This window comes from Haemophilus sp. HMSC061E01, assembly GCF_001810345.1.
Taxonomy (GTDB): domain Bacteria; phylum Pseudomonadota; class Gammaproteobacteria; order Enterobacterales; family Pasteurellaceae; genus Haemophilus_D.
Genome location: NZ_KV801015.1, coordinates 253,270 through 274,729, shown reverse-complemented (window position 1 = coordinate 274,729; position 21,460 = coordinate 253,270). Strand labels below are relative to the sequence as shown.

Here is a 21,460-nt window from a genome sequence, read left to right as displayed (position 1 = left end):
AAATAGGCGGTATTGTTATGAATGACCACTTCAGAAAAGCGTTTGCTTGGTTGAATGCGTTGAATCGACATAATGGCTCCTTTTTGATGAAGATAATTCCATTCTAAAGGTGGTTTTAGACTTTGTAAATCAAGAAATTGTGAGATAAAATAATTGAGAATTTTTATCAACTAAAGAAAACTATGAAACTCCTGATTTCGAATCAATATGGCGCTATTGTCATGGCATTATTGCCTTTTGTTTACGGTATGTTATTAGCTTCACCCGTTTGGGCGCATTTCTTTTTGCTTTTAGCTTGGTTCAGCATGTATTTGCTGAGTTACCCAATGCTTAGTCTCTTTAAAGGCAAAAATATGGCGGAATATAAAAAGTGGACAATCATCTATGGTGTCGCAGCTTTTTCATTTGCGCTTCCTGCCATTTTTTATAACTGGCAAATTCTTTTCTTTATTGCCGCCATGTTTCCTTTTGTGTTGGTGAGTATCTATTACACCAAGAAAAAAGATGAGCGCAATCTTCTCAATGATTTAGCCGGTATTGCGATTTTTGCCCTTGCAGGTATGGGATCCTATTATTTTTCTGACCGCACTTTTGATGAAAAAATCTGGTGGGTGGCGCTGTATCCAAGTCTCTTTTTTATTGGTACCACACTTTATGTCAAATCAATGATGCGTGAACGTAAAAATCCGCTTTATCTCAAAGCCTCTATTATTTTCCATGTGCTTTGCGTGCTCGGTTGCTTGTTTACCCAACAATATGTCTTATCACTTGCTTTTGTGCCGGCGTTAATTCGTGCCATTTATTTACCAACCAAGAAACTTTCGGTTAAGCAAGTTGGTCTAATAGAATTCGGAACATCCGCCATTTTTTTGATTATTTTATTGATAGCGACATTATAAGATGAAGACATTAGCCAAACTTTTACTCCTCACCACGCTCACCTTAAGCAGTTCAGCATTTGCGATGAAAACCATTGATTTGGTTGATAAAGCGCAAATGACGGATCAGCAAAAAATGGATCTGGCGCAAAAACTGGCAGAGAAACAAGATTGGAAAGCGGTTTTTGAAATTATGTATCCTCTTGCGTTGGAAGGTAATTTACAAGCACAAAGCAATTTAGGGATGCTTTATAATTTAGGCCGTGGAGTGGATGAAAATAAAGAGTTGGCTTATTGGTGGTTTAGCGAAGCTGCTGAGCGAGGCAGTATTAAAGCTATCAATAATTTGGCAGTGATGTATTTCAATGGCAACAACTATGTAAAACAAAATACCGCTCAAGCGATTAAATTATTTGAAGCCAGTGCAACAAAAGATCCCGATGCTATGCTTACATTAGGGGAAATTTATACCAATCAGAAAGAATTTACCAAAGCCTTTGAATGGTTCCAGAAAGCGGCAAATGCAGGCAGCAATGAAGGACGATTCCGTTTAGCTCGTTTGTATGAAGAGGGAATTGGGACACAAGTTAATATTGGTTTGGCCAAATTACTTTATTTGGAAATTATGAATACGGCGAAAAAGGATGAAATCAAAGAAATCGCCAGACAGCGATTACAACGTTTAAGCTTGTATTAAGAAAAAGTGCGGTTGATTTTAACCGCACTTTTTTTATTTTACCTCCGCCCCTTTTAACCAGCGTCTAACCCAACTGCGATTTGGCATTAAGTTATGAATCAGATCTTCACTCATTGGTAAGGGCTCGTCATAAATTAAGGAAGCAAGTGTTTCCCCTAAAAATGGTGCAGAGGTTAATCCTCTAGAGCCTAATGCACCGATTAAATAGAGGTTAGGGTAGTTTACGGCTTGTTCTATTGGTTGTTTACGACGTCGTAAATTAAACAAATTCTGATATTGTGTTTGCTGAGCTGAAAAATGTGGAACAGCCCCCATCATTGGGGTGAGAGCACGTACCGAACAACGCACACCGATTCGAGCAAGATTGCCTGATGTATTCACTTCTTTTGTCCAGTCTTCTGGAATATTTTGCTGAATTTTTTGTTGGTTTTCTTGTTGTTCGGTTAGGCTAAATTCACGAGTCGCATTATCACGAACATGACTTGCGCCAATACAATGACTGGCTTTCGCTTGATCGACTGGCGTAAGATAGCCGTCATAGCACAACACAGTTTTGAGTTTAAGCAAATTTGCTGATGTCGGAATTTGGCTCACTTGCCCGCGAACAGGGTAGAGTGGGAGTTTTTGTGTTTTTTCAAAATCAGTGAGTTTATGCCCATTTGCTAAAACAACCACTTCATGGCAGAAAGTTTTATTTTCAGCTGTGGTGATTTGCCAACCATTTTCTGTTTGAGAAAGTGCGGTTACTTTTTGTGATGTTTTAATCTGGACGCCTTGTTTTTCTAAAAAGGCAAAAGCATGCTGAACTAACTGACGTGGTGCAAGCCAAGCCCCTTGAGGAATAAAACCGCCCCCAAAAGGTAACGGTAAACCGACTTTTTCGCTTAATTCAGTTTGACTTAATGACTGGTATAAATCAGAAGGCAAATTCAGCGCAGCGATTTTATTTAATTTACTTTCAGCTTTCTCATTGTAAGCACAAAGCGCGATACCACAGAATTCATGTTCAAATTTGATTTGTTGCTGAATTGCCCATTGTAGGAATTGATGACCATAGGCAAAAGCATGAATATAAAAACGAATATTACGCTCGTTATCATCGCTCAGTTGTGGATAAAATGCGCCTTGTTTGTTGCCGGATGCATTGAGGGCGGTTTGCTCATCTTCGCAATAAATCGTAATTTTGGCGCCTCGTTTAAGCAAGGAGATAGCCGTGCAAAGCGAGGCAATCCCGCCACCAATAATGGCAATATCTTGCTCGTTTAGATTCGCGGGCTGACTATGAAACCAGGGGGCTGAAAGTGCGGTCAGTTTTTCATGCGTTTTTTGACCAGAAAGACATTCTCGTTTTTTACCAAAACCTTTGCGTTTTGTAATATTAAAGCCCGTATTTTCTAAGCCTTTTCTGACCGCACTTGCTGCAGTAAAGGTCGCAAAGGTGCCTTGTGGCTTGGTAAAACGAAACATTTGCTGATAAAGCTGCTCGTTCCACATGTCTGGATTTTTACTTGGCGCAAAACCATCTAAAAACCACGCATCAATTTTATCATTCATATAATCGCCCAGTTGCGGCAGATTTTCAGCCACATCACCAAACCAAAGATCTAACGTGGTTTCATCAAACTGAAAACGATAGCAACCTTGAATAGGATTAATCCAATACTGTTGTAGATGTTCAGCTAGGTGAGAAAATTGCGGATAGGCTAAATGGGCTTGTTGTAATGCATCAAGTGGCAAAGGGTATTTTTCAAAAGAGATAAAATAAAGGCGTTTTAAAGGCGAATCTGGATATTTTTGACGAAATTCACGGAATAGCGTGGTCATCGCAAAGAAATTTAATCCTGTGCCAAATCCCGTTTCAGCAATAACAAAGTGGGCTTCTTGGTAATGAACCCAACGTTTCCACAACTGATTACCTTCTAAAAACACATAATGGGTTTCCGCTAAACCATCTTGATTAGAAAAATACACATCATCAAACTTATCTGAAACTGGCGTATTCTCTTCGTTAAAATAAATTTTTGCGTGCTGAATGGTGAACATGTGTTAGCTCTTTTTTGTCTTATCAAATTCTTTTATAATAGCACGGAAATTTTGAGTCGGTTAAAACTTAACTGGTCGAACAAATGAATTATTGCTTGCAATATTTTCATTTCATAGTAAATTGCGTTCAGCTAACAACTGTAAGTTGAATTAAATTTCCCCTAAATCATAAGGAATAAAGAATGAAAAGAGCTGTAATTACTGGTTTTGGTATTATTTCAAGTATCGGTAACAACAAAGAAGAAGTTTTGGCTTCATTAAAAGCAGGTAAATCTGGTATTGAAGTCGTGCCTGAGTTTGTTGAAATGAAAATGCGTAGCCATGTTGCGGGCACAATCAAACTTGATCCAAGCGAGCACATCGATCGTAAAGTATATCGTTTTATGGGTGATGCGGCAGCTTACGCATACCTTTCTATGCGTGAAGCGATTGAAGATTCAGGTTTAACAGAAGATCAAGTTTCAAATGATCGTACAGGTCTTGTAATCGGTGCAGGTACCGGTTCAGCGCACAACCAATTAGTCGCTTGTGATGCAGTGCGTGGTCCACGCGGTGTGAAAGCAATTGGTCCTTATGCAGTAACTAAAACCATGGCTTCAAGCGTATCAGCTTGTTTAGCAACTCCTTACAAAATCCGTGGTGTAAACTACTCAATCAGTTCTGCTTGTGCAACGTCTGCACACTGTATTGGTCACGCAGTTGAATTAATCCAATTAGGTAAACAAGATGTGGTTTTCGCGGGTGGTGCGGAAGAATTATCTTGGGAATGTGCAACAGAATTCGATGCAATGGGTGCGGTTTCAACTAAATACAATGATACCCCAGAAAAAGCGTCTCGTGCTTACGATGCAAACCGTGATGGTTTCGTTATTGCAGGTGGTGGTGCAGTTGTGGTGGTTGAAGAATTAGAACACGCATTAGCACGTGGTGCAAAAATCTACGCTGAAATCGTGGGCTACGGTGCAACCTCTGATGGTTACGACATGGTCGCGCCAAGCGGTGAAGGTGCAGAGCGTTGTATGAAACAAGCAATGGCAACAGTAGATACCCCAATTGATTACATCAACGTACACGGTACATCGACACCAGTTGGTGATGTAAAAGAATTAGGTGCGATCAAAAATGTATTTGGTGATAAAATCCCAGCGATTTCTTCAACCAAATCAATGACCGGTCACTCTTTAGGTGCTGCTGGTGCACACGAAGCAATCTATACCTTATTAATGCTACATAATGACTTCATTGCACCAAGCATTAATATTGAAACATTAGACGAAGCGGCAGAAGGCTGCAATATTGTGACTGAAACAAAAGAAAATGCAGGTTTACAAACAGTAATGTCAAACAGCTTTGGTTTCGGTGGTACAAATGCGACTTTAGTGTTCAAACGCTATAAAGGCTAATTAAAAACCTCTTAAATTCTAACCGCACTTTGGATCTTCCAAGTGCGGTTATTTCCTATAATCCATCCCTTTTGGGAAGATTTGTCAAGGACATAAACGAAATTATCTTTGATAAATTTATATCTTATCTTATCTTATCTTATCTTATCTGTTTCTCCTTTGATTAGCTTTAGTATTTTATCCTTGTATGTTTCGCCTGTACCTTGCTTGAAATGTAGATTTACAGTATATTTTGTTTTTCCAATATCCATTACTAACTGTTTATGTTGTGATTCTTTTATTACTCTTTTTTCTTCTTCCATAAGTCCTCCTTTCCGTTTTTAGGCAAAGAAAAAACAGTAAACCTTTTTTCGATTTACTGTTCCTAAAATTGTTCTATTCAATTAGATAAACTGGGATTTTATTATTTCTTTTTCTTTGGTTTTGGTACAGGCAAATCATCATACATAGCATCAAACAATCCAATTAGAAACTCTTTATTATCAACCTCATCTACCAATAGCATTTCCTTTGCTCCATCATACGGCAACTCATACACTGCATTTGGCATATAATTTATCGCAGACTGCATAGGTTTAACAAGTAATCTATCATCATATATTCCGCCAATAATTTTTCCTTTGTAATAGATAATAAATTCTCCCATCATGGCTTTATAACTAACATTATCTAATTCAGATACTTGTTCTAAAATAAAGTCTAAGTATTCTTTGCTTGAAGCCATTTTTTATATCTCTCCTAATTACTAAAATTTCAATAGTCCATTTTCATCAAACTGGAAATTTGAACCCCATGCAACTTCCCAATAATATCCATCTAAATCAGAAAAATATGCGTGATATCCACCCCAAAAGGTGTCTTGTGGTTCTTTTACAATTCTTCCGCCAGCATTACGTACTAATTCAATTACACTATCAACATCTTCTTTATGTTCAACATTGTACGCTAATGTAATTCCAGAAAACCCATTCCCTTTTGGTGGGTTGTTTTCATCGATATCTTTTGCTAATTGTTCCAAAGGAAATAGTTCAAATTTTGTTCCTGGAGTATCGAAAAAACATACTGGCGGATTATTTTCTTTGCAATCAGTCTTATATCCTAAACTATCTCTGTAAAACTTTATTGAACTTTCCATATCTCTAACACCTAAACAAATACAAGTAATCTTATTCATTTCAGTCTCCGCAAAATCCAATTTATTTCATTCATTGATGTTTCACTATTTAAATTTGAATATATTAATCCTTTCTCCTTAATCATCATAGAAATTGACGCTTAAAATGTGATCCAGCTCAAAATTTTGAATAAAAGCATAAAAAATTTTTATTTTTATAAAACTCCATATAAAACTACGATTTTCTGCTTTTTATATTAATTATCTTTATTTAAATCTTAATATTTTGATTTTGTTGGTTTTTAATGCTTTTTAATTCATTTTTTTAGACTTTTCTCATGCTGGACAAGCCGTTTTCTTTCGGTATGATGTTTCCATTGTTTTGACACGAATCGTAACAAATAAAAGTGCGGTCAGTTTTAGGAGTAAAATATGAAGAAATTATCCGGTGCGGAAATGGTGGTTCAGTCTTTGCGTGACGAAGGCGTTGAGTATTTATTTGGTTATCCAGGCGGTGCCGTATTGGATATTTATGATGCAATCCATACTCTTGGTGGGATTGAGCATATTTTAGTTCGTCATGAGCAAGCCGCGGTACATATGGCAGATGGTTATGCACGTGCGACAGGTAAAGTAGGTTGTGTGTTAGTAACATCAGGACCTGGTGCGACCAATGCGATTACGGGTATTTTGACCGCTTATACTGATTCAGTACCAATGGTGATCATTTCAGGTCAGGTAATGAGTAGCTTAATCGGCCGTGATGCGTTCCAAGAATGTGATATGGTGGGGATTTCTCGTCCAGTGGTTAAGCACAGCTTTATTGTTAAAAAAGCAGAAGACATTCCAGGTATCTTGAAAAAAGCCTTTTATATCGCATCAACAGGCCGTCCAGGTCCTGTTGTCGTAGACATTCCAAAAGATACCGTAAATCCAACTTTAAAATATCCTTACGAATATCCAAAATCTGTTGAGCTTCGTTCTTATAATCCAACGGTAAATGGTCACAAAGGTCAAATTAAGAAAGCGTTAAAAGCATTATTAGTGGCTAAAAAACCGGTTTTATTCGTCGGTGGTGGTGCTATTGCAGCAGGCTGTCATGAAGAATTAACGCAATTTGCACAACGTTTAAATTTACCGGTTACCTCATCATTAATGGGTTTAGGTGTGTATCCAAGTACGGACAAACAATTCTTAGGCATGCTTGGGATGCACGGGACTTATGAAGCCAATACAGCCATGCATGAAAGTGATTTAATTCTAGGTGTTGGTGTTCGTTTTGATGACCGAACCACTAACAACTTAGATAAATATTGCCCGAATGCAAAAGTGATTCAGATTGATATTGATCCAACCTCTATTTCTAAAAACGTCCCTGTTGCGATTCCAATTGTAGGTAACGCTAAAAATGTATTGGATGAGTTCTTAAGCTTATTAGGTGAAGAAATTGGTTCGCGTCCTCAAAACCAATTAGAAGATTGGTGGAAACAAATTGATGAATGGAAAGCGAAAAAATGCTTGGATTTCGACCGCACTTCAGGCGTCATCAAACCACAGCAAGTGATGGAAGCGGTATATCGTATTACAAAAGGCCAAGCGTATGTGGCATCGGATGTAGGCCAACATCAAATGTTTGCCGCATTACATTATCCGTTTGATTTACCACGCCGTTGGATCAATTCAGGTGGTGCAGGTACGATGGGCTTCGGTTTACCGGCTGCATTAGGGGTGAAACTTGCGCATCCTGAAGCAACTGTGGTTTGTGTAACGGGTGATGGCAGTATTCAAATGAATATCCAAGAGCTTTCAACAGCAACGCAATACGGTATTCCTGTTGTGGTAATTTGTTTGAACAACCACTTCTTAGGCATGGTAAAACAATGGCAAGATTTGATTTACTCTGGCCGCCATTCTCAAACTTATATGAATTCTTTACCGGATTTCGTGAAGTTAGCCGAATCTTATGGTCATGTGGGAATTCAAATTTCGACACCAGATGAATTAGAACGCAAATTAAAAGAAGCCTTCAGTATTAAAAATAAATTGGTCTTTGTTGATATTAACGTTGATGAAACCGAACACGTTTACCCAATGCAAGTTCGCGGCGGGGCAATGAATGAGATGATTTTAAGCAAACCACAAGAGGAGAAAGAATAATGCGTAGAATTTTATCTGTTTTATTAGAAAATGAATCCGGTGCATTATCTCGTGTGGTCGGCTTATTTTCCCAACGTGCATTTAACATTGAAAGCTTAACTGTGGCACCAACCGATGATCCAACGCTTTCTCGTATGACGATTGAAGCGGTGGGTGATGAGCAAGTGCTCGAACAAATCGAAAAACAACTTCACAAATTAGTGGATGTGTTTAAAGTTATTAACTTGAGTGAACATGAGCACGTTGAGCGTGAAGTGTTGTTAGTGAAAGTACGTGCAACGGGTTCATCGCGTGATGAGTTAAAACGTTTAGCCGACATCTTCCGTGGGCAGATTGTGGATGTAACAACAAAATCCTACACGATTCAATTAACGGGTACAAAAGACAAATTAGATGCTTTTGTTGAGGCTGTGAAGGAAGAAAGTACATTACTTGAGATTGTTCGTTCAGGCTTAATTAGCCTTTCCCGTGGTGAGAAAAATATTCTCTAATGATGTAGAAAGTGCGGTTAAAAATGACCGCACTTTTGAAAACGAAAAAAGGAAGTCATGATTGACTTCCTTTTTGTTTATTCTGAATGAATATTAAGCTTCCGATTTATTAGTTAATGCGATATATAAACAAACTGCAAAACCAGCAAGTAAAACATAAGGTGTAAAGGTTGGAACACCAGTAGGAGCAGCCGCGAAACCAAAGTTATGTGCCGCTGCTGCGCCTAGTAACATACCGAGCACAAATAATGCTGAGTCATTATTTCCTTCACCAATATTGACTAATTGTTTGCCTGGACAACCGCCGCCTAATGCAAAGCAAAGTCCGCAAAGCGCCATAGAAAGGAAATTGTAGAGATAGTCATTATGCGCGATAGGTTGTTTTTCAAAGCCTAAATGGAATTGACCTAATAAGGCATTGGTTATTGCTGCAAAGACTATCAGTGCAATTACACCATTTAATAAATGTGCATCACGGAAGAGGACAAAGTTTCGGAATGCCCCAATTGTGCAAAAACGTGATTTTTGCATCAGCACACCGAGAAGTAATCCGCCAGCAAGTGACATCCAAATAGCCGCATGTTGTGCACCAGGGCCTTTTTCAGAGGTGTAAATTGCTAGATTTTCACCAAATTTAAATTGGGTTAAGGCTAAAACAAGCAAAATCACCGCAAAGATTGGACCGATTAAGCCCGAAGATTGGCTTTGTTCCTTAGATTTACCTAATGAGAATCCTCGATTAGCGAAGAAAATGCCGCCTAATACACCGGCAAACAATCCTACGATACCTGCAATTGCAGTGAGATCACCGCCACCTAATCGTAAATAAGCACGCCATGGACAACCTAAGAAAATGAGTGCACCAAGCATCGCAAAAAAGCCTAAGCTAATACGAGCAAGTGGGGCAGATCCACCACGAGGTTTAAATTCCTTAGATAATAATGCACTGGCGAGTGCTCCTAAAACTAATCCAATGAGTTCTGGGCGAAGGTATTGCAATGGGGCAGCGTGATGTAATCCAAGCGATCCGGCTGTATCGCGTAAGAAACAAGCCGCACAAAATCCCATATTACCAGGATTGCCATTGTAAGTGAGAAGTGGCGCAACGATACCAAGTGCAGCACCTGCAACCACAGGCCAAGTTAAAATTTTCATAATTAGACCCTTGTGATATCTGAAGTTAAATTGAATTGTGTGTTTTTAATAATAAAAACAAAGGTATTGTAGAAAGAGTTGAAAAATAAAGAAAGTTTATTTTTTTGAAATTGTGAGCGGGATCAAAGATTAGTTGATAATGAGAAAAGCTTGTTTAATTATCATAAAAAATAAAAGTGCGGTTAAATTTAACCGCACTTAAGATATGTTATTCAGCAGGGTACCAATGCAGATGTTCAAAGGCTATCTGACATGTTTCCCCTTCTTTCGGGCCAGAATCTCGTCGTCCAATTTGAACACGAATATCTTGATCTCCAACTTGGATATTATAATCCGTCACTTCACCAAGATAGGAACGACGTTTTACAACACCTGGGATTCCACCTTGTTGAACAAATTCAATGTCGGATGGACGGCTTGCTAATATGGCTTTCCCTTGTGAAAGTAAGTCATTATTTGGCATTTCTGGAAGATTGAAAATACCATCAACTTTATCAATATGAATACCTTGTGATGACAGGTTTACATTTAATTGATTTGATAACCCGATAAAATTGAAGACAAACTTGTTAGCTGGGTTGTTATAAATATTTAATGGGGTATCAATTTGTTGTACCGCCCCTTTCTTCATAACCATAATACGATCTGAAAGTGCCATCGCTTCAGATTGGTCATGAGTCACATAAATAATTGAGAACCCAAATTTTTTCTGTAATGCCTTAATTTCAAACCGCATTTCTTCACGAAGATGTGGGTCTAAGCTTGATAATGGTTCGTCTAGTAACATGACGTCTGGGTTAATTGCTAATGCTCTAGCAAGTGCCACACGTTGTTTTCCACCACCAGATAAATCATCAGGGCTTTTCTTGGCAACACTAAGTAAATTAGTGTGTCTTAGCGCATCGGTTGTTCGTTTTTCAATTTCTTGGGCTGAAATATTTTTGAGTTTTAACGGAAAGGCAACGTTATCATATACCGTCATATGTGGCCATACCGCAAAGGCCTGAAAGACCATGCCAAAATTGCGTTTCTCTGGCGGGAGATAGAAATTGTTTTTCTTCGATGACAGTAATTTATCACCGACTTTAATTTCCCCACCATCTAAGTCTTCAAAGCCTGCAATCATTCGTAGGGTAGTTGTTTTTCCACAACCTGATGGCCCTAGCATAGAGAAACATTCGCCTTTTTCGATAGAAAGGTTAAGATCTTCAATGGCAATAACATCACCAAATTTTTTCATGACATGATTTAATTGAATATAGCTCATCTTTTACTCCTAACCTTCTATTTTTGAGTTTTCTTTTCAGCATAACGTTTAATAACAGTTTGGCCTAACACAATGATTATTAGGGCAATACCCGCTAATGCTGCAGAATAAACCGTTTCACCGTCTTCATTTAGAGTATAAATTGCGACACCGATGGTTCGTGTAGAAGGACCATATAACATAACAGAAACAGTCAATTCACGTAGGGCTGGAAGGAAAATCAGGAAGAAAGCAGCAATCATCCCTGGTCTTACGAGTGGGATAACAATATCTTTTAAGGATTGCCACATACTTGCTCCACATGCTCGAGAAGCTTCAACTAATGAATCATGTACTTGCTCAAGTGCTGCAGAGTTAGCTTTGAGTGAGAAAGCCATATAACGCGCAATGTAAGCAATTAAAATAATCCAAACTGTATTGTAGAGATTGATGCCAAATTTACCACTCCAGGCAAGGATCACCCCAAGAGCAATTACAGAGCCAGGTACGGAGAATGGTAACATCCCTAAGAACTCAAGAATACCTTTTCCGCGAACACGCATTTTAACGATAACATAAGAAATCATTACCCCTGCAAACATGGTAATAAGTGCTGCCGCGAGACCGAGAGTCACACTATTGCGAATTGCATCTTTTGTTAACTGCCATTCAAATAAGATGAATTTATAGTTATCTAATGTGAGGTTTTCCCATGTAATTGGTAATCCATAGGTTTTTAATCCACCAACAAGGAAAATCGTGACCGTAGGCAATACGATTGTAAAGGCGATGTAGAGTAAGCAAATAACAAGCAACGGTTTTCTCAAACCACGAAGTTTTACTTCAATAGGTCTAAAGCTTTTACCGGCAATAATTTGGAATCGGCCTTTATTTAAGATTTTGTTTTGTAACCAAATAATAAGTGCCGCAGTGAATACTAAAACAGTTGCAAGTACAGTACCGGTACGAATTGCTTCAAAGCTACCCGCACTTTGGTGAATACGTTCATAAATGAGGGTTGGAATGTTAAAAATACCATTTTCTACGCCCAGTACGGCAACAGTACCAAAGTGAGCCATAGAATAGAGCATAATGAGTAATGCACCAGAAAGAATACTAGGCATGACGAGTGGAATGGTAATTTTACGTGTAATGGTAAAGAGGCTTGCGCCTGAGATTCTCGCTGATTCTTCTAATGTCGGGTCCATGCGCTCTAATGCACCACAGACTTGGATAAAGACGAATGGGAAAAGATACATTGTTTCTACAGCCATAATACCAGCGTAGCTATAGATATTAAAAATAGGTCCATCAAATCCTAAATCCATGAAGAATTGGTTAATATAACCAGAACGTGGTGAAAGTAACATTTTCCAAGCTAAGGCTCCAATGAAAGAAGGAAGCATAAAAGGTACAAGGAACATCACTTTCATAAAACCTTTATAAGGTAGATCTGTTCGAGTTACTAACCAAGCAAAAAATGTACCAATGATCGTACTCATCACTGTTACGCCAGATGCGATGAAAAGTGAATTGAGTAATGCTTCATAGGTTTCTTCTTGCTTAAGAATATTCACCACATCGGTGATATTAAATTGTCCATCAACCCAAAAAGAATTGAGGAAAATAAGTAAAACAGGAACCGCAACAACGATAACTAAGATACCGATAGATAAGGCTAGAATAACGTTAGCAATATTGAATGGATGATTATTTTGAATAGTTGTAGCCATAATAAACCCCTCTAGATTTCTTTAGCAGAATCAAACCAAAGCAAATCATGAAAACTGATAAAGCAATTTTCACCTTCATTGAACATTAAATTATTACGTAATGCTTTATTAGTTGGGATTTCTGTTCGTAGTGTTACACCATCAATCTCTACCATATAATCCATTACCGCGCCAAGAAAACTGGCTCTTGATATTTTTCCTAGTAAACCTTCATTGTTTTTGCTTAGTATGATATCGGAAGGTCGACATCCTAATTTCCCTGAGTTAGGTGGCAAGTTTTTCCAGTTTAAAATTTGATTACCTTCTCCAATATAATGATGATTATTTTGGTATCTCACAGGAATGAAATTTGCGAGCCCCATAAATTTAAACACCATCTCATTTTCTGAACGTTCGTAAATGTCCCATGGTGTGCCAATTTGTTGGATATCGCCATGCTCATTCATAATGGCCAAACGGTCTGATATTGCTAGGGCAATTTCTTGGTCATGTGTTACGTACAGAATAGTAATGCCGAGTTTTTTCTGTAACTCTTTAATTTCGAAACGCATTTCTTCTCGAAGATTAGCATCTAGGTTATTGAGAGGTTCGTCTAAGAGCATTAAAGATGGTTTAGCAACTAATGCCCTTGCGAGAGCAACACGCTGTTGTTGTCCTCCTGATAATTGAGAAGGTAAACGTTCTTCTAAGCCAGTTAAATTGACTAATTCGACAACTTCCATCACTTGTTTATGGAGAGCTTGTTTTTCAATATTTTTTAATTTAAGAGGATAGGCGATATTGTCAAAGACAGTCATATGTGGCCAAACAGCATAATCTTGGAAGACGACACCTAGACCACGTTGATCTGGTGGAACATCCGTGTTTGTAGCGGGATCGGCAACAACCACATCGTCAATTAAAATACGGCCACTATCTGGCACATCAAATCCTGCAAGCAGGCGTAATAAGACAGTTTTTCCACAGCCGGATGGGCCAAGAAGCGTAAAGCACTCTCCATCTTTTACAACTAGAGAAAGATCTTTTAACACTTCATTTGAACCGAATTTTTTACATATGTTTTCAAATGTAATTGTTGCCATAATCACAACTCCTTACTGATTAACGACCTTGAAGAATTTGAGTGAAATGTTTAATTGTTTCTTCTTTTTCTGACATTAATTTTTCATAGTCAATAGGAATTGCTCTTGATACAGCATCTTCTAGAGATGGCATACCAAATTTAGCATCAAGTTCAACGCCTTTTCTAACTGGTAATGTCCCTTCGTTAGCAATGATTTTTTGTCCATCTTCAGAAAGTAAGAAGTCAATAAATTTTTGTGAAGCTGCAAGGTGTTCAGTGCCTTTTAAGATTGCAGCAGGGCTAGGAATGACAAGCATTTCTTTTGGATAGACCAATTTTAATTGCGCACCTTTTTTGATTTTATCATTGGTAATATAGTCAACCGCTAAGGAAGCTAACAAATCACCTGATGCAGTATCATCGATAACTTGTCCTGCGCCTTTACCTACTTTAGCTTTATTTGATTTTAATTTTTCAAAGAATTCCCAACCAAATTTATCTTTTAATAGAGAAACACTCATATATGACGTACCTGATAATGCAGGGTTTGCAATACCAAATGCACCTTTATATTCAGGTTTTAAGATATCAGCCCATTCAGCAGGTGGATTATCTTTAACGAAACGCGTATTGTAGGCGATTGCTAGTGTGCCGAGGCGGATTGGGGTAAAAGAACCATCGAAATTAGGGATAGGATTAACGATATTGTTTGTTTCAGGGGAAACATAAGCTTCGAGCATGCCGTTCTTTTTCATTTGGAAGAAGTCAGGTACTTCACTTGTCCAAATTACATCAGCCATAATTTTCCCGGATTCTTTTTCCGTTGCAATTTTAGCCATCAATTTTCCGGCACCAGCAGACTGATAATCCATTTCAACATCTGGATATTTTTCAGTAAACTTAGCTTTTAATGCTCCAATTAATGATTCCTTCATTGATGTGTACACAATTAATTTTTCTTGTGCTGCAGCAATATTACTAAGTGACATACCTAGTCCAATAGCAATCAATGTTAAAGACATTTTTTTATTCATAATGAAACCTCACTGAGATAGGGATAAAATCAGTAAATGAGATCAAACTACGATCGACATTTATACCAAAACATCTAACCTACAAAATACGCTTAAATATTTGAATATAAAAGTCTAAATTTAAATAATTTTCAGATTTGTGATAGAGATCACTTAATAATGTCTAAATCCATCTTCCCAAATGCAATTCCACAATATCAACTAAATGTCGAAGAAATGTGGTGTCTTGGTCGTTGTGGAAACGGTCTGTGTCTCGAGATTTGAAGAGTAAAAGTGCGGTTGGTTTTTGTGGTGTTCCGCCTAAGCGGCAAATCGCCACAGAGCCGATAGGGAGTTCTTCAGGGAGGAAGATAAGGGCTTTTTCTTTATTGGAGAGATCGCCTAAATAGAATTGGCGTAAGCCCATGCGCTCTAGGCGAATGAGTTCAAAGGCTTTTCTGTCTAGCCAATATTGTTCAGGAGTGGTGTCTTTTTTTGCCAGCTGTCAGTGAAAAGTAAGATTTTGACACCTTCTAGCTCATAGCCTTTTGCCCAGTCATCAAGCTTTTCATTGATGGCAATGAAGTCTTCTGCTTGAAACAGTTTTTTCTGCAAAGGTAAGAGAGCAAAGAAGATATCTGCTTCTTGATGAGCAAGTTGATGAAATTTTTCGAGGAGTTGAGTAAGCTTTTTGATCTGTTCTCGTTGCTGAGCAAGTTGTGCTTCGACTAATGAAATTGTCCCTTCTTCATGGCTATGTGGAATGGTAAGCTGTTGAAGTAGTTCTGGGTGATGAGTAAAAAAATCTGGGTGATTTTTTAGGTAGTCAGCAATATCTTGTTCAGTCATCAAAAACTCCTTAAAAAATAACCGCACTTGGTTGTACCAAAGTGCGGTTTATTTTTATGCTGTTTTAGGCCGCAAATGGATCGCGTAAAATCATTGTTTGAACACGATCTGGGCCCGTTGAAAGGATAGCCACTGGTACGCCAGTTACTTCTTCGATACGTTTGATGTAATCACGGCAAGTTTGCGGTAGTTTATTTACATCAGTCACACCAAAGGTGTTTTCTTTCCAACCAGGTAGGGTTTCGTAAATTGGCTCTACGCCTTCCCAATCTTTTGCTGCTAATGGTGCATATTCAACAATTTCGCCATTTGGCATTTTGTAAGCCGTACAGATTTTTACTTCATCAAAGCCATCTAATACGTCTAATTTGGTCATACAGAAACCAGAAATTGAGTTAAGTTGAATCGCACGGCGAATCGCTACAGCATCAAACCAACCACAACGACGTGGACGACCGGTTACTGCACCAAATTCATTACCTTTACGAGCAATTTCAGCACCAGTTTCATCGAATAATTCTGTGGTGAATGGACCGCCACCAACACGTGTACAGTATGCTTTGATGATACCTAAGACATAATCAAGGTTACGAGGGCCAAAACCTGAACCTGTTGCTACACCGCCTGCTGTAGTGTTAGAACTGGTTACATACGGATAGGTGCCGTGGTCGATATCAAGCATGGTACCTTGGGCACCTTCAAATAAAATGTTGTCGCCATTTTTGCGAGCAGTATCTAAGATGGTTGTCACATCTGCTACCATGCCAGTGATGATATCAGCTACCGCGAACACATCGTCTAATGTTTTTTGATAATCAACAGGTTCTACTTTGTAGTAGTTCACCAATTGGAAATTATAGTATTCAAGCAGATTTTTTAATTTTTCAGCAAAGGCTTCACGATTGAATAAATCACCTACGCGCAAACCGCGGCGTGCGACTTTATCTTCATAAGCGGGGCCGATACCACGACCGGTTGTACCAATGGCTTTTTTACCTAATGCGGCTTCACGTGCGTGATCCATTGCAACGTGATAAGGTAGGATTAATGGACAAGCTTCTGAAATTAATAAACGTTCACGTACTTTTACGCCACGGTTTTCTAATTCGCCCATTTCTTGCATTAATGCAGCAGGAGAAAGTACCACACCGTTACCGATTAAACAGGTCACGTTATCACGTAAAATACCAGATGGAATTAAGCGTAATACAGTTTTTTCACCATTAATAATTAATGTGTGACCTGCGTTGTGACCACCTTGGTAACGCACCACATATTTGACTCGATCCGTTAATAAATCAACGATCTTGCCTTTCCCTTCATCGCCCCATTGAGCGCCAAGAACAACAACACTTTTTCCCATAATTTCCGCCTTAAGTTTTGCGTAAGTTTATAAATCAGACAAACGATTACTTTACTCTTTTTTTGCCTTAATCTCAAATTCAAAACGTAAAAAAGTGCGGTTATTTTTAACCGCACTTTCTCTAAATTTATTATTCAAACAACGATTTATGTAATGAACGTACTACGTCATCCGCTTTGTCACTATGCGCTAGCATACAAATGTTATTCGTGCTTGCGCCATAGCTAATCATGCGAATGTTATAGCCTTCAAGTGTGTCGAAAATACGTTTTGCTACACCAGAAGCGAGGTGTAAGTCATTTCCAATTAATGCGACAAGTGATAAGCCTGTATCGACTTTCACAGTACAATATTGACTTAATTCTTCTAATAATTCTGGTGAAAGTAATTCAATACCAGATGAAGCAGAGCCTGTTTTATCTAACGTTAATGCAATACTCACTTCTGAAGTCGTAATCGTGTCCACCGAAATTTTATATTTGGCTAAGATATTGAATACATTTGCAAGGAATCCTTGGGCATGTAACATGCTTAAGCTTGAAAGCGTCAATAAAGTTTGATCGCGACGAACTGCAATTGCACGGAATGTTGGACGTGGTTGTGGATCGCGTGTTACCCAAGTACCGCCTGCATCAGGTGCTTTACTTGAACCTACATAAACTGGAATATTACTGCGTACAGCTGGAAGTAATGTTGCAGGGTGTAATACTTTAGCGCCGAAAGTTGCCATTTCAGCTGCTTCAGCAAAACTCATGGTATCAATACGTTTTGCTTCAGGGACGACACGCGGATCTGTGGTGTAAATTCCCGCCACATCCGTCCAAATTAATACATCTTTTGCGTTTAATACTTCAGCTAAAAGTGCCGCAGAGTAGTCACTACCACCACGACCTAAAGTAGTCGTTTTACCACCTGGTTCACGGCCGATAAAACCTTGGGTGATGACTAATTCACCTCGGTCGATTAATGGTTTTAATAAATTATCGCAATTTGCTTGGGTTTGAGCATCATCTGGTGACGCTTTACCAAAGTTATCATTGGTTGCGACTAAAGTACGCACATCGACCCAAGTAGCTGAGGTTTGTAATTCTCTTAATACTTCAATGAAAATTTGCGTTGACATCATTTCACCGTGGCTAATGAGCTCATCAGTTAAAGCAAGTGATGTTGCAAGGCTAGCTGCTTCAGAAAGTGCGGTAATATTTTCTAAATATTTTTCAATGATAGGGCGAACACGGCTGTCGTCTTTTAATTCATTTAAAATGTTTTCTTGAATTTGTCGGACTTCACCAATTAATTTTGCGCGCTCTTCAGCTTCGACACCATTGGCTAAGGCAACTAATAAGTTTGTTACACCAGCTGATGCAGAAAGCACGACAACGCGAGTATTAGGATCTGCAATGACGATTTTGGCACAAGCTTGCATAGCGGAATAGTTCGCGACGGATGTACCACCAAATTTTGCTACCGATAAATGAGACATAAGATAATCCTCTAAAAATGAAAAGTAAGATGTTGTGTTTGTGATGAGTATTAGAAATAGCGATTTCATCAAAAATTGTCAAATAAATACTCTAAAAAAATAGAGTAAAAAACCAATTATTTAGATATTTTTTGATTTAACAGGGTAAAAATTAAAGAATCATTAACTATTCAGCAGGCATTGGCAGTGGCTCTGGCGTGCCAAGAAAATAAGGTTTTACCCCGATAATTAAGTCTAATACGGCTTTCACGCGAGCAAACATTTCGCGGACACGTGTTCCAAAATAAACTTCTGGCTGTTTTGCGGTGAAACAAATTGCGTCAATATCGTAATGTTTAGCAATAAGCAGAGCACGTTCACAATGGAATTTTTGACTGATAATAGTAAAAGAGGGCACTTGGAAAACTTTATTTGCTCGCACAACAGAGTCTAAGGTTCGGAAGCCTGCAAAATCTTTAAACATAACGCTTTCAGACACGCCCATTTTACGTAGATCCAAAAACATGGTACGCGGCTCGTTGTATTGAAGCGTGCGGTTATCGCCACTTAGTAGTAGATAATCAACTTTATTTTGATCGATTAAGTATTTTGATGCTTCTAAGCGATAGTCATAATATTTATTGGTTTTTCCCTTAGCGACATATTTGGATGTACCTAGTACTAGTGCGTAGTGACGATGCGGGAGCGTTTCAATGTCTTCATAAACGCGATCTTGCACATAGAAACTAATAGCACGATCAATGGTGAAGCAACCAATCAAGACGAGTAAACCTAACCCCAAGGCGTAGCCGAGGAGTTTTTTCAGAGGAAGGCGAGAGAGCCATGAAAGTGCGGTCATTTTTAACCGCATTTTGGATAGTTGCATATTGCTAACATACTGAAAAATCAAAATAATTTCAAGTGTAATTTGTTTACCAAATTGATAAGGAAATATTTAGACGTCTAAACGTCTAAAATTTCTTGACAAAAAACATGAGCTGTTGATAATTGTTAAATCATCAACGTAAAAGGTTATCATTTAATGGCTGTGCAAAATGTCGTGCTTTTTCAAGACAATCCCCTCCAATTAACATTGGGTGGGAAGCTTTCGCCTATCAATGTCGCATATCAAACTTACGGGACTTTAAATGCAGATAAAAGCAATGCTGTATTAATTTGTCATGCCTTAACGGGAGATGCAGAACCTTATTTTGATGAACCGAATAAAGATGGTTGGTGGCAAAATTTTATGGGGGATGGCCTCGCATTTGATACATCTAAATACTTTTTTATTTGTTCAAATGTATTAGGCGGTTGTAAAGGAACAACGGGACCAAGCTCAATTAATCCCACTACGGGAAAGCCTTATGGTAGCCAGTTCCCGAATATTATTGTTCAAGATATTATCAAAGTACAAAAAGCTTTACTTGACTATCTCGGCATTAGGCATTTGAAAGCGATAGTAGGTGGTTCTTTTGGTGGTATGCAAGCGACACAATGGGCAATTGATTATCCAGATTTTATGGATAACATTGTCAATCTTTGTTCTTCTATCTTCTTTAGTGCGGAAGCCATAGGTTTTAACCATGTCATGCGTCAAGCGGTGATTAATGATCCGAATTTCAATAATGGTGACTATTATGATGGCACGCCACCTAATCAAGGCCTTTCCATTGCACGAATGTTAGGAATGTTAACCTATCGTACCGATGTGCAGTTAGCTAAGGCATTTGGTCGTGCAACTAAATCTGAAGGGCAATTTTGGGGCGATCACTTTCAAGTAGAATCCTATTTGAGTTATCAAGGCAAAAAATTCTTAGATCGTTTTGATGCCAACACTTATTTGCATTTATTACGTGCACTGGATTTATATGACCCAAGTGTTGGTTATGCGGATGTAAAAGAAGCTTTATCTCGAATTAAAGCACGTTATACATTAGTCTCTGTGACGACAGACCAACTGTTTAAATCTATTGATTTACATAAAAGTAAACAGCTTTTAGAACAAGCGGGAGTCGATTTAAAATTTTACGAATTCCCATCAGATTATGGACATGATGCCTTTTTAGTCGATTATACAGCGTTTGAAAATAAAATTAGAAGTGGATTAGAAGGCGAGTCTGAATAAGAACAATAGAAAAGGCGGAAATTTCCGCCTTTTTTGATTTTTTCTTTATAGATGGCTCACGAAACGTGATAAATCTTTTGGTTTACAGTCTCTTTCTAATTTTTCAGCCGCTGTACCAATTTGTAATAAGGCAACGATCTTATCATTTTTGTCACAACCAAATGCTTCACGTAATTCACGACCCTCAACGAGAGGACCAGTTGCCCAAAAACTTTCAAAACCAAGTGCATTACCCGCAAGTTGAATCGCATAAGTTGCCGCACCTGCAGTGAGCATTTGTTCCCAACCTGGTACTTTTTTCACTTCATGATTTATTTTAGCAATCACTGCAATGACCATCGGCGCACGGCGTGCAAAATTCTCTGCTTTTTTTAATCGTTCTTCACCTAAATCAAATTCAGTCACCGCTGCTTTGAGTAAACTTTCCAATTTACTTAAACCTGTGCCTTGGATTACTACGAAGTGATAAGGCTCAAGTTTACCATGATCAGGGGCATGTAAAGCCGCTTGAAACATTTGTTCTAATTGCACTTGGCTAGGAGCTGGTGCCGTTAATTTTTTATTGGATTTGCGTTGTGTTAAAAGGGTTAATGCATCCATAGTATTTTCCTTCTTCTAGTTAAGTGCGGTTGATTATAGCATAGTTTTTCATAGGACTTTATGAT

At 38.4% G+C, this 21,460-nt stretch carries 19 protein-coding genes and 1 pseudogene; 6 read left to right on the top strand and 14 right to left on the bottom strand.

Features of this window, described 5'->3' with window-relative positions; translation table 11 throughout:
* The first annotated feature begins 182 nt into the window (after window positions 1-182).
* Together HMPREF2732_RS07215 and HMPREF2732_RS07210 are read left to right on the top strand one after the other, a co-directional pair.
* Window positions 183-899, top strand: a complete 717-nt coding sequence (locus HMPREF2732_RS07215; protein WP_070592262.1) for a YwiC-like family protein — start codon at window positions 183-185, stop codon at window positions 897-899.
* Between the two features lies 1 nt (window position 900).
* Window positions 901-1,575, top strand: a complete 675-nt coding sequence (locus tag HMPREF2732_RS07210) for a tetratricopeptide repeat protein (RefSeq protein WP_070592261.1) — start codon at window positions 901-903, stop codon at window positions 1,573-1,575.
* A gap of 33 nt (window positions 1,576-1,608) precedes the next feature.
* Here the strand turns inward: HMPREF2732_RS07210 and mnmC are convergent, their stop codons facing one another.
* Complete coding sequence (gene mnmC, locus HMPREF2732_RS07205) at window positions 1,609-3,618, bottom strand: bifunctional tRNA (5-methylaminomethyl-2-thiouridine)(34)-methyltransferase MnmC2/FAD-dependent 5-carboxymethylaminomethyl-2-thiouridine(34) oxidoreductase MnmC1 (RefSeq protein WP_070592260.1); 2,010 nt, start codon at window positions 3,616-3,618, stop codon at window positions 1,609-1,611.
* A gap of 182 nt (window positions 3,619-3,800) precedes the next feature.
* Here mnmC and fabB point away from each other — a divergent pair, with 182 nt between their 5' ends.
* Window positions 3,801-5,021, top strand: a complete 1,221-nt coding sequence (fabB, locus tag HMPREF2732_RS07200; protein WP_070592259.1) for a beta-ketoacyl-ACP synthase I — start codon at window positions 3,801-3,803, stop codon at window positions 5,019-5,021.
* 134 nt (window positions 5,022-5,155) lie between these two features.
* Here fabB and HMPREF2732_RS07195 read toward each other — a convergent pair whose 3' ends face one another.
* From HMPREF2732_RS07195 to HMPREF2732_RS07185, 3 genes are all read right to left on the bottom strand, one after another.
* Window positions 5,156-5,323 (bottom strand): transposon-encoded TnpW family protein, encoded by a 168-nt coding sequence (locus tag HMPREF2732_RS07195; protein ID WP_070592258.1) that lies wholly within the window; start codon window positions 5,321-5,323, stop codon window positions 5,156-5,158.
* Window positions 5,324-5,424: 101 nt separating this feature from the next.
* On the bottom strand, window positions 5,425-5,745 hold the full coding sequence (locus HMPREF2732_RS07190) for a TfoX/Sxy family protein (RefSeq protein WP_070592257.1): 321 nt from the start codon (window positions 5,743-5,745) through the stop codon (window positions 5,425-5,427).
* Window positions 5,746-5,766: 21 nt separating this feature from the next.
* On the bottom strand, window positions 5,767-6,195 hold the full coding sequence (locus HMPREF2732_RS07185; protein WP_070592256.1) for a VOC family protein: 429 nt from the start codon (window positions 6,193-6,195) through the stop codon (window positions 5,767-5,769).
* Window positions 6,196-6,567: 372 nt separating this feature from the next.
* On the opposite strand from HMPREF2732_RS07185, the gene HMPREF2732_RS07180 reads away from it, so the two are divergent.
* Together HMPREF2732_RS07180 and ilvN are read left to right on the top strand one after the other, a co-directional pair.
* Window positions 6,568-8,292 carry an acetolactate synthase 3 large subunit gene (locus HMPREF2732_RS07180; RefSeq protein ID WP_070592255.1) on the top strand — a complete coding sequence of 575 codons (1,725 nt, stop codon included), beginning with the start codon at window positions 6,568-6,570 and terminating at the stop codon, window positions 8,290-8,292.
* On the top strand, window positions 8,292-8,783 hold the full coding sequence (gene ilvN / locus HMPREF2732_RS07175) for an acetolactate synthase small subunit (RefSeq protein ID WP_005695880.1): 492 nt from the start codon (window positions 8,292-8,294) through the stop codon (window positions 8,781-8,783). Before HMPREF2732_RS07180 ends, ilvN begins: the two co-directional genes overlap by 1 nt.
* A 93-nt stretch (window positions 8,784-8,876) precedes the next feature.
* On the opposite strand, the gene yedE is transcribed toward ilvN, so the two are convergent.
* The 9 genes and pseudogenes from yedE to HMPREF2732_RS07130 form a co-directional block, all read right to left on the bottom strand.
* Complete coding sequence (gene yedE, locus HMPREF2732_RS07170) at window positions 8,877-9,938, bottom strand: YedE family putative selenium transporter (RefSeq protein WP_070592254.1); 1,062 nt, start codon at window positions 9,936-9,938, stop codon at window positions 8,877-8,879.
* A gap of 208 nt (window positions 9,939-10,146) precedes the next feature.
* Complete coding sequence (locus HMPREF2732_RS07165) at window positions 10,147-11,205, bottom strand: ABC transporter ATP-binding protein (RefSeq protein ID WP_049365916.1); 1,059 nt, start codon at window positions 11,203-11,205, stop codon at window positions 10,147-10,149.
* Between the two features lie 17 nt (window positions 11,206-11,222).
* Complete coding sequence (locus tag HMPREF2732_RS07160; RefSeq protein ID WP_014065220.1) at window positions 11,223-12,917, bottom strand: ABC transporter permease; 1,695 nt, start codon at window positions 12,915-12,917, stop codon at window positions 11,223-11,225.
* Between the two features lie 11 nt (window positions 12,918-12,928).
* A complete protein-coding gene (locus HMPREF2732_RS07155; RefSeq protein WP_049365915.1) occupies window positions 12,929-13,999 on the bottom strand; it encodes an ABC transporter ATP-binding protein in 1,071 nt (356 codons plus the stop codon).
* Between the two features lie 19 nt (window positions 14,000-14,018).
* Complete coding sequence (locus tag HMPREF2732_RS07150; protein WP_049384949.1) at window positions 14,019-15,014, bottom strand: ABC transporter substrate-binding protein; 996 nt, start codon at window positions 15,012-15,014, stop codon at window positions 14,019-14,021.
* A 163-nt stretch (window positions 15,015-15,177) separates the two neighbouring features.
* Window positions 15,178-15,842: pseudogene (locus tag HMPREF2732_RS07145) on the bottom strand (DUF484 family protein).
* Window positions 15,843-15,906: 64 nt separating this feature from the next.
* A complete protein-coding gene (gene purA, locus HMPREF2732_RS07140) occupies window positions 15,907-17,205 on the bottom strand; it encodes an adenylosuccinate synthase (protein ID WP_070592253.1) in 1,299 nt (432 codons plus the stop codon).
* Between the two features lie 130 nt (window positions 17,206-17,335).
* On the bottom strand, window positions 17,336-18,688 hold the full coding sequence (lysC, locus tag HMPREF2732_RS07135; protein ID WP_070592252.1) for a lysine-sensitive aspartokinase 3: 1,353 nt from the start codon (window positions 18,686-18,688) through the stop codon (window positions 17,336-17,338).
* Between the two features lie 166 nt (window positions 18,689-18,854).
* Window positions 18,855-19,553: a SanA/YdcF family protein gene (locus tag HMPREF2732_RS07130; RefSeq protein WP_083304363.1), complete on the bottom strand. Its 699-nt coding sequence runs from the start codon at window positions 19,551-19,553 to the stop codon at window positions 18,855-18,857.
* Between the two features lie 156 nt (window positions 19,554-19,709).
* Here HMPREF2732_RS07130 and HMPREF2732_RS07125 point away from each other — a divergent pair, with 156 nt between their 5' ends.
* Complete coding sequence (locus tag HMPREF2732_RS07125) at window positions 19,710-20,795, top strand: homoserine O-acetyltransferase MetX (protein ID WP_070592250.1); 1,086 nt, start codon at window positions 19,710-19,712, stop codon at window positions 20,793-20,795.
* Window positions 20,796-20,840: 45 nt separating this feature from the next.
* Here HMPREF2732_RS07125 and HMPREF2732_RS07120 read toward each other — a convergent pair whose 3' ends face one another.
* On the bottom strand, window positions 20,841-21,395 hold the full coding sequence (locus HMPREF2732_RS07120) for a nitroreductase family protein (RefSeq protein ID WP_049365908.1): 555 nt from the start codon (window positions 21,393-21,395) through the stop codon (window positions 20,841-20,843).
* Between the last annotated feature and the right edge of the window lie 65 nt (window positions 21,396-21,460).

Excerpts from the sequence above, each read along its gene's own strand:
- HMPREF2732_RS07150 (WP_049384949.1), bottom strand. The coding sequence starts at position 15,014 with ATGAATAAAAAAATGTCTTTAACATTGATTGCTATTGGACTAGGTATG.
- yedE (WP_070592254.1), bottom strand. The coding sequence starts at position 9,938 with ATGAAAATTTTAACTTGGCCTGTGGTTGCAGGTGCTGCACTTGGTATC.
- fabB (WP_070592259.1), top strand. The coding sequence starts at position 3,801 with ATGAAAAGAGCTGTAATTACTGGTTTTGGTATTATTTCAAGTATCGGT.
- purA (WP_070592253.1), bottom strand. The coding sequence starts at position 17,205 with ATGGGAAAAAGTGTTGTTGTTCTTGGCGCTCAATGGGGCGATGAAGGG.
- HMPREF2732_RS07180 (WP_070592255.1), top strand. The coding sequence starts at position 6,568 with ATGAAGAAATTATCCGGTGCGGAAATGGTGGTTCAGTCTTTGCGTGAC.
- HMPREF2732_RS07210 (WP_070592261.1), top strand. The coding sequence starts at position 901 with ATGAAGACATTAGCCAAACTTTTACTCCTCACCACGCTCACCTTAAGC.
- HMPREF2732_RS07215 (WP_070592262.1), top strand. The coding sequence starts at position 183 with ATGAAACTCCTGATTTCGAATCAATATGGCGCTATTGTCATGGCATTA.
- HMPREF2732_RS07190 (WP_070592257.1), bottom strand. The coding sequence starts at position 5,745 with ATGGCTTCAAGCAAAGAATACTTAGACTTTATTTTAGAACAAGTATCT.
- ilvN (WP_005695880.1), top strand. The coding sequence starts at position 8,292 with ATGCGTAGAATTTTATCTGTTTTATTAGAAAATGAATCCGGTGCATTA.
- lysC (WP_070592252.1), bottom strand. The coding sequence starts at position 18,688 with ATGTCTCATTTATCGGTAGCAAAATTTGGTGGTACATCCGTCGCGAAC.
- HMPREF2732_RS07125 (WP_070592250.1), top strand. The coding sequence starts at position 19,710 with ATGGCTGTGCAAAATGTCGTGCTTTTTCAAGACAATCCCCTCCAATTA.
- mnmC (WP_070592260.1), bottom strand. The coding sequence starts at position 3,618 with ATGTTCACCATTCAGCACGCAAAAATTTATTTTAACGAAGAGAATACG.
- HMPREF2732_RS07155 (WP_049365915.1), bottom strand. The coding sequence starts at position 13,999 with ATGGCAACAATTACATTTGAAAACATATGTAAAAAATTCGGTTCAAAT.
- HMPREF2732_RS07160 (WP_014065220.1), bottom strand. The coding sequence starts at position 12,917 with ATGGCTACAACTATTCAAAATAATCATCCATTCAATATTGCTAACGTT.
- HMPREF2732_RS07165 (WP_049365916.1), bottom strand. The coding sequence starts at position 11,205 with ATGAGCTATATTCAATTAAATCATGTCATGAAAAAATTTGGTGATGTT.
- HMPREF2732_RS07195 (WP_070592258.1), bottom strand. The coding sequence starts at position 5,323 with ATGGAAGAAGAAAAAAGAGTAATAAAAGAATCACAACATAAACAGTTA.
- HMPREF2732_RS07185 (WP_070592256.1), bottom strand. The coding sequence starts at position 6,195 with ATGAATAAGATTACTTGTATTTGTTTAGGTGTTAGAGATATGGAAAGT.
- HMPREF2732_RS07130 (WP_083304363.1), bottom strand. The coding sequence starts at position 19,553 with ATGCAACTATCCAAAATGCGGTTAAAAATGACCGCACTTTCATGGCTC.
- HMPREF2732_RS07120 (WP_049365908.1), bottom strand. The coding sequence starts at position 21,395 with ATGGATGCATTAACCCTTTTAACACAACGCAAATCCAATAAAAAATTA.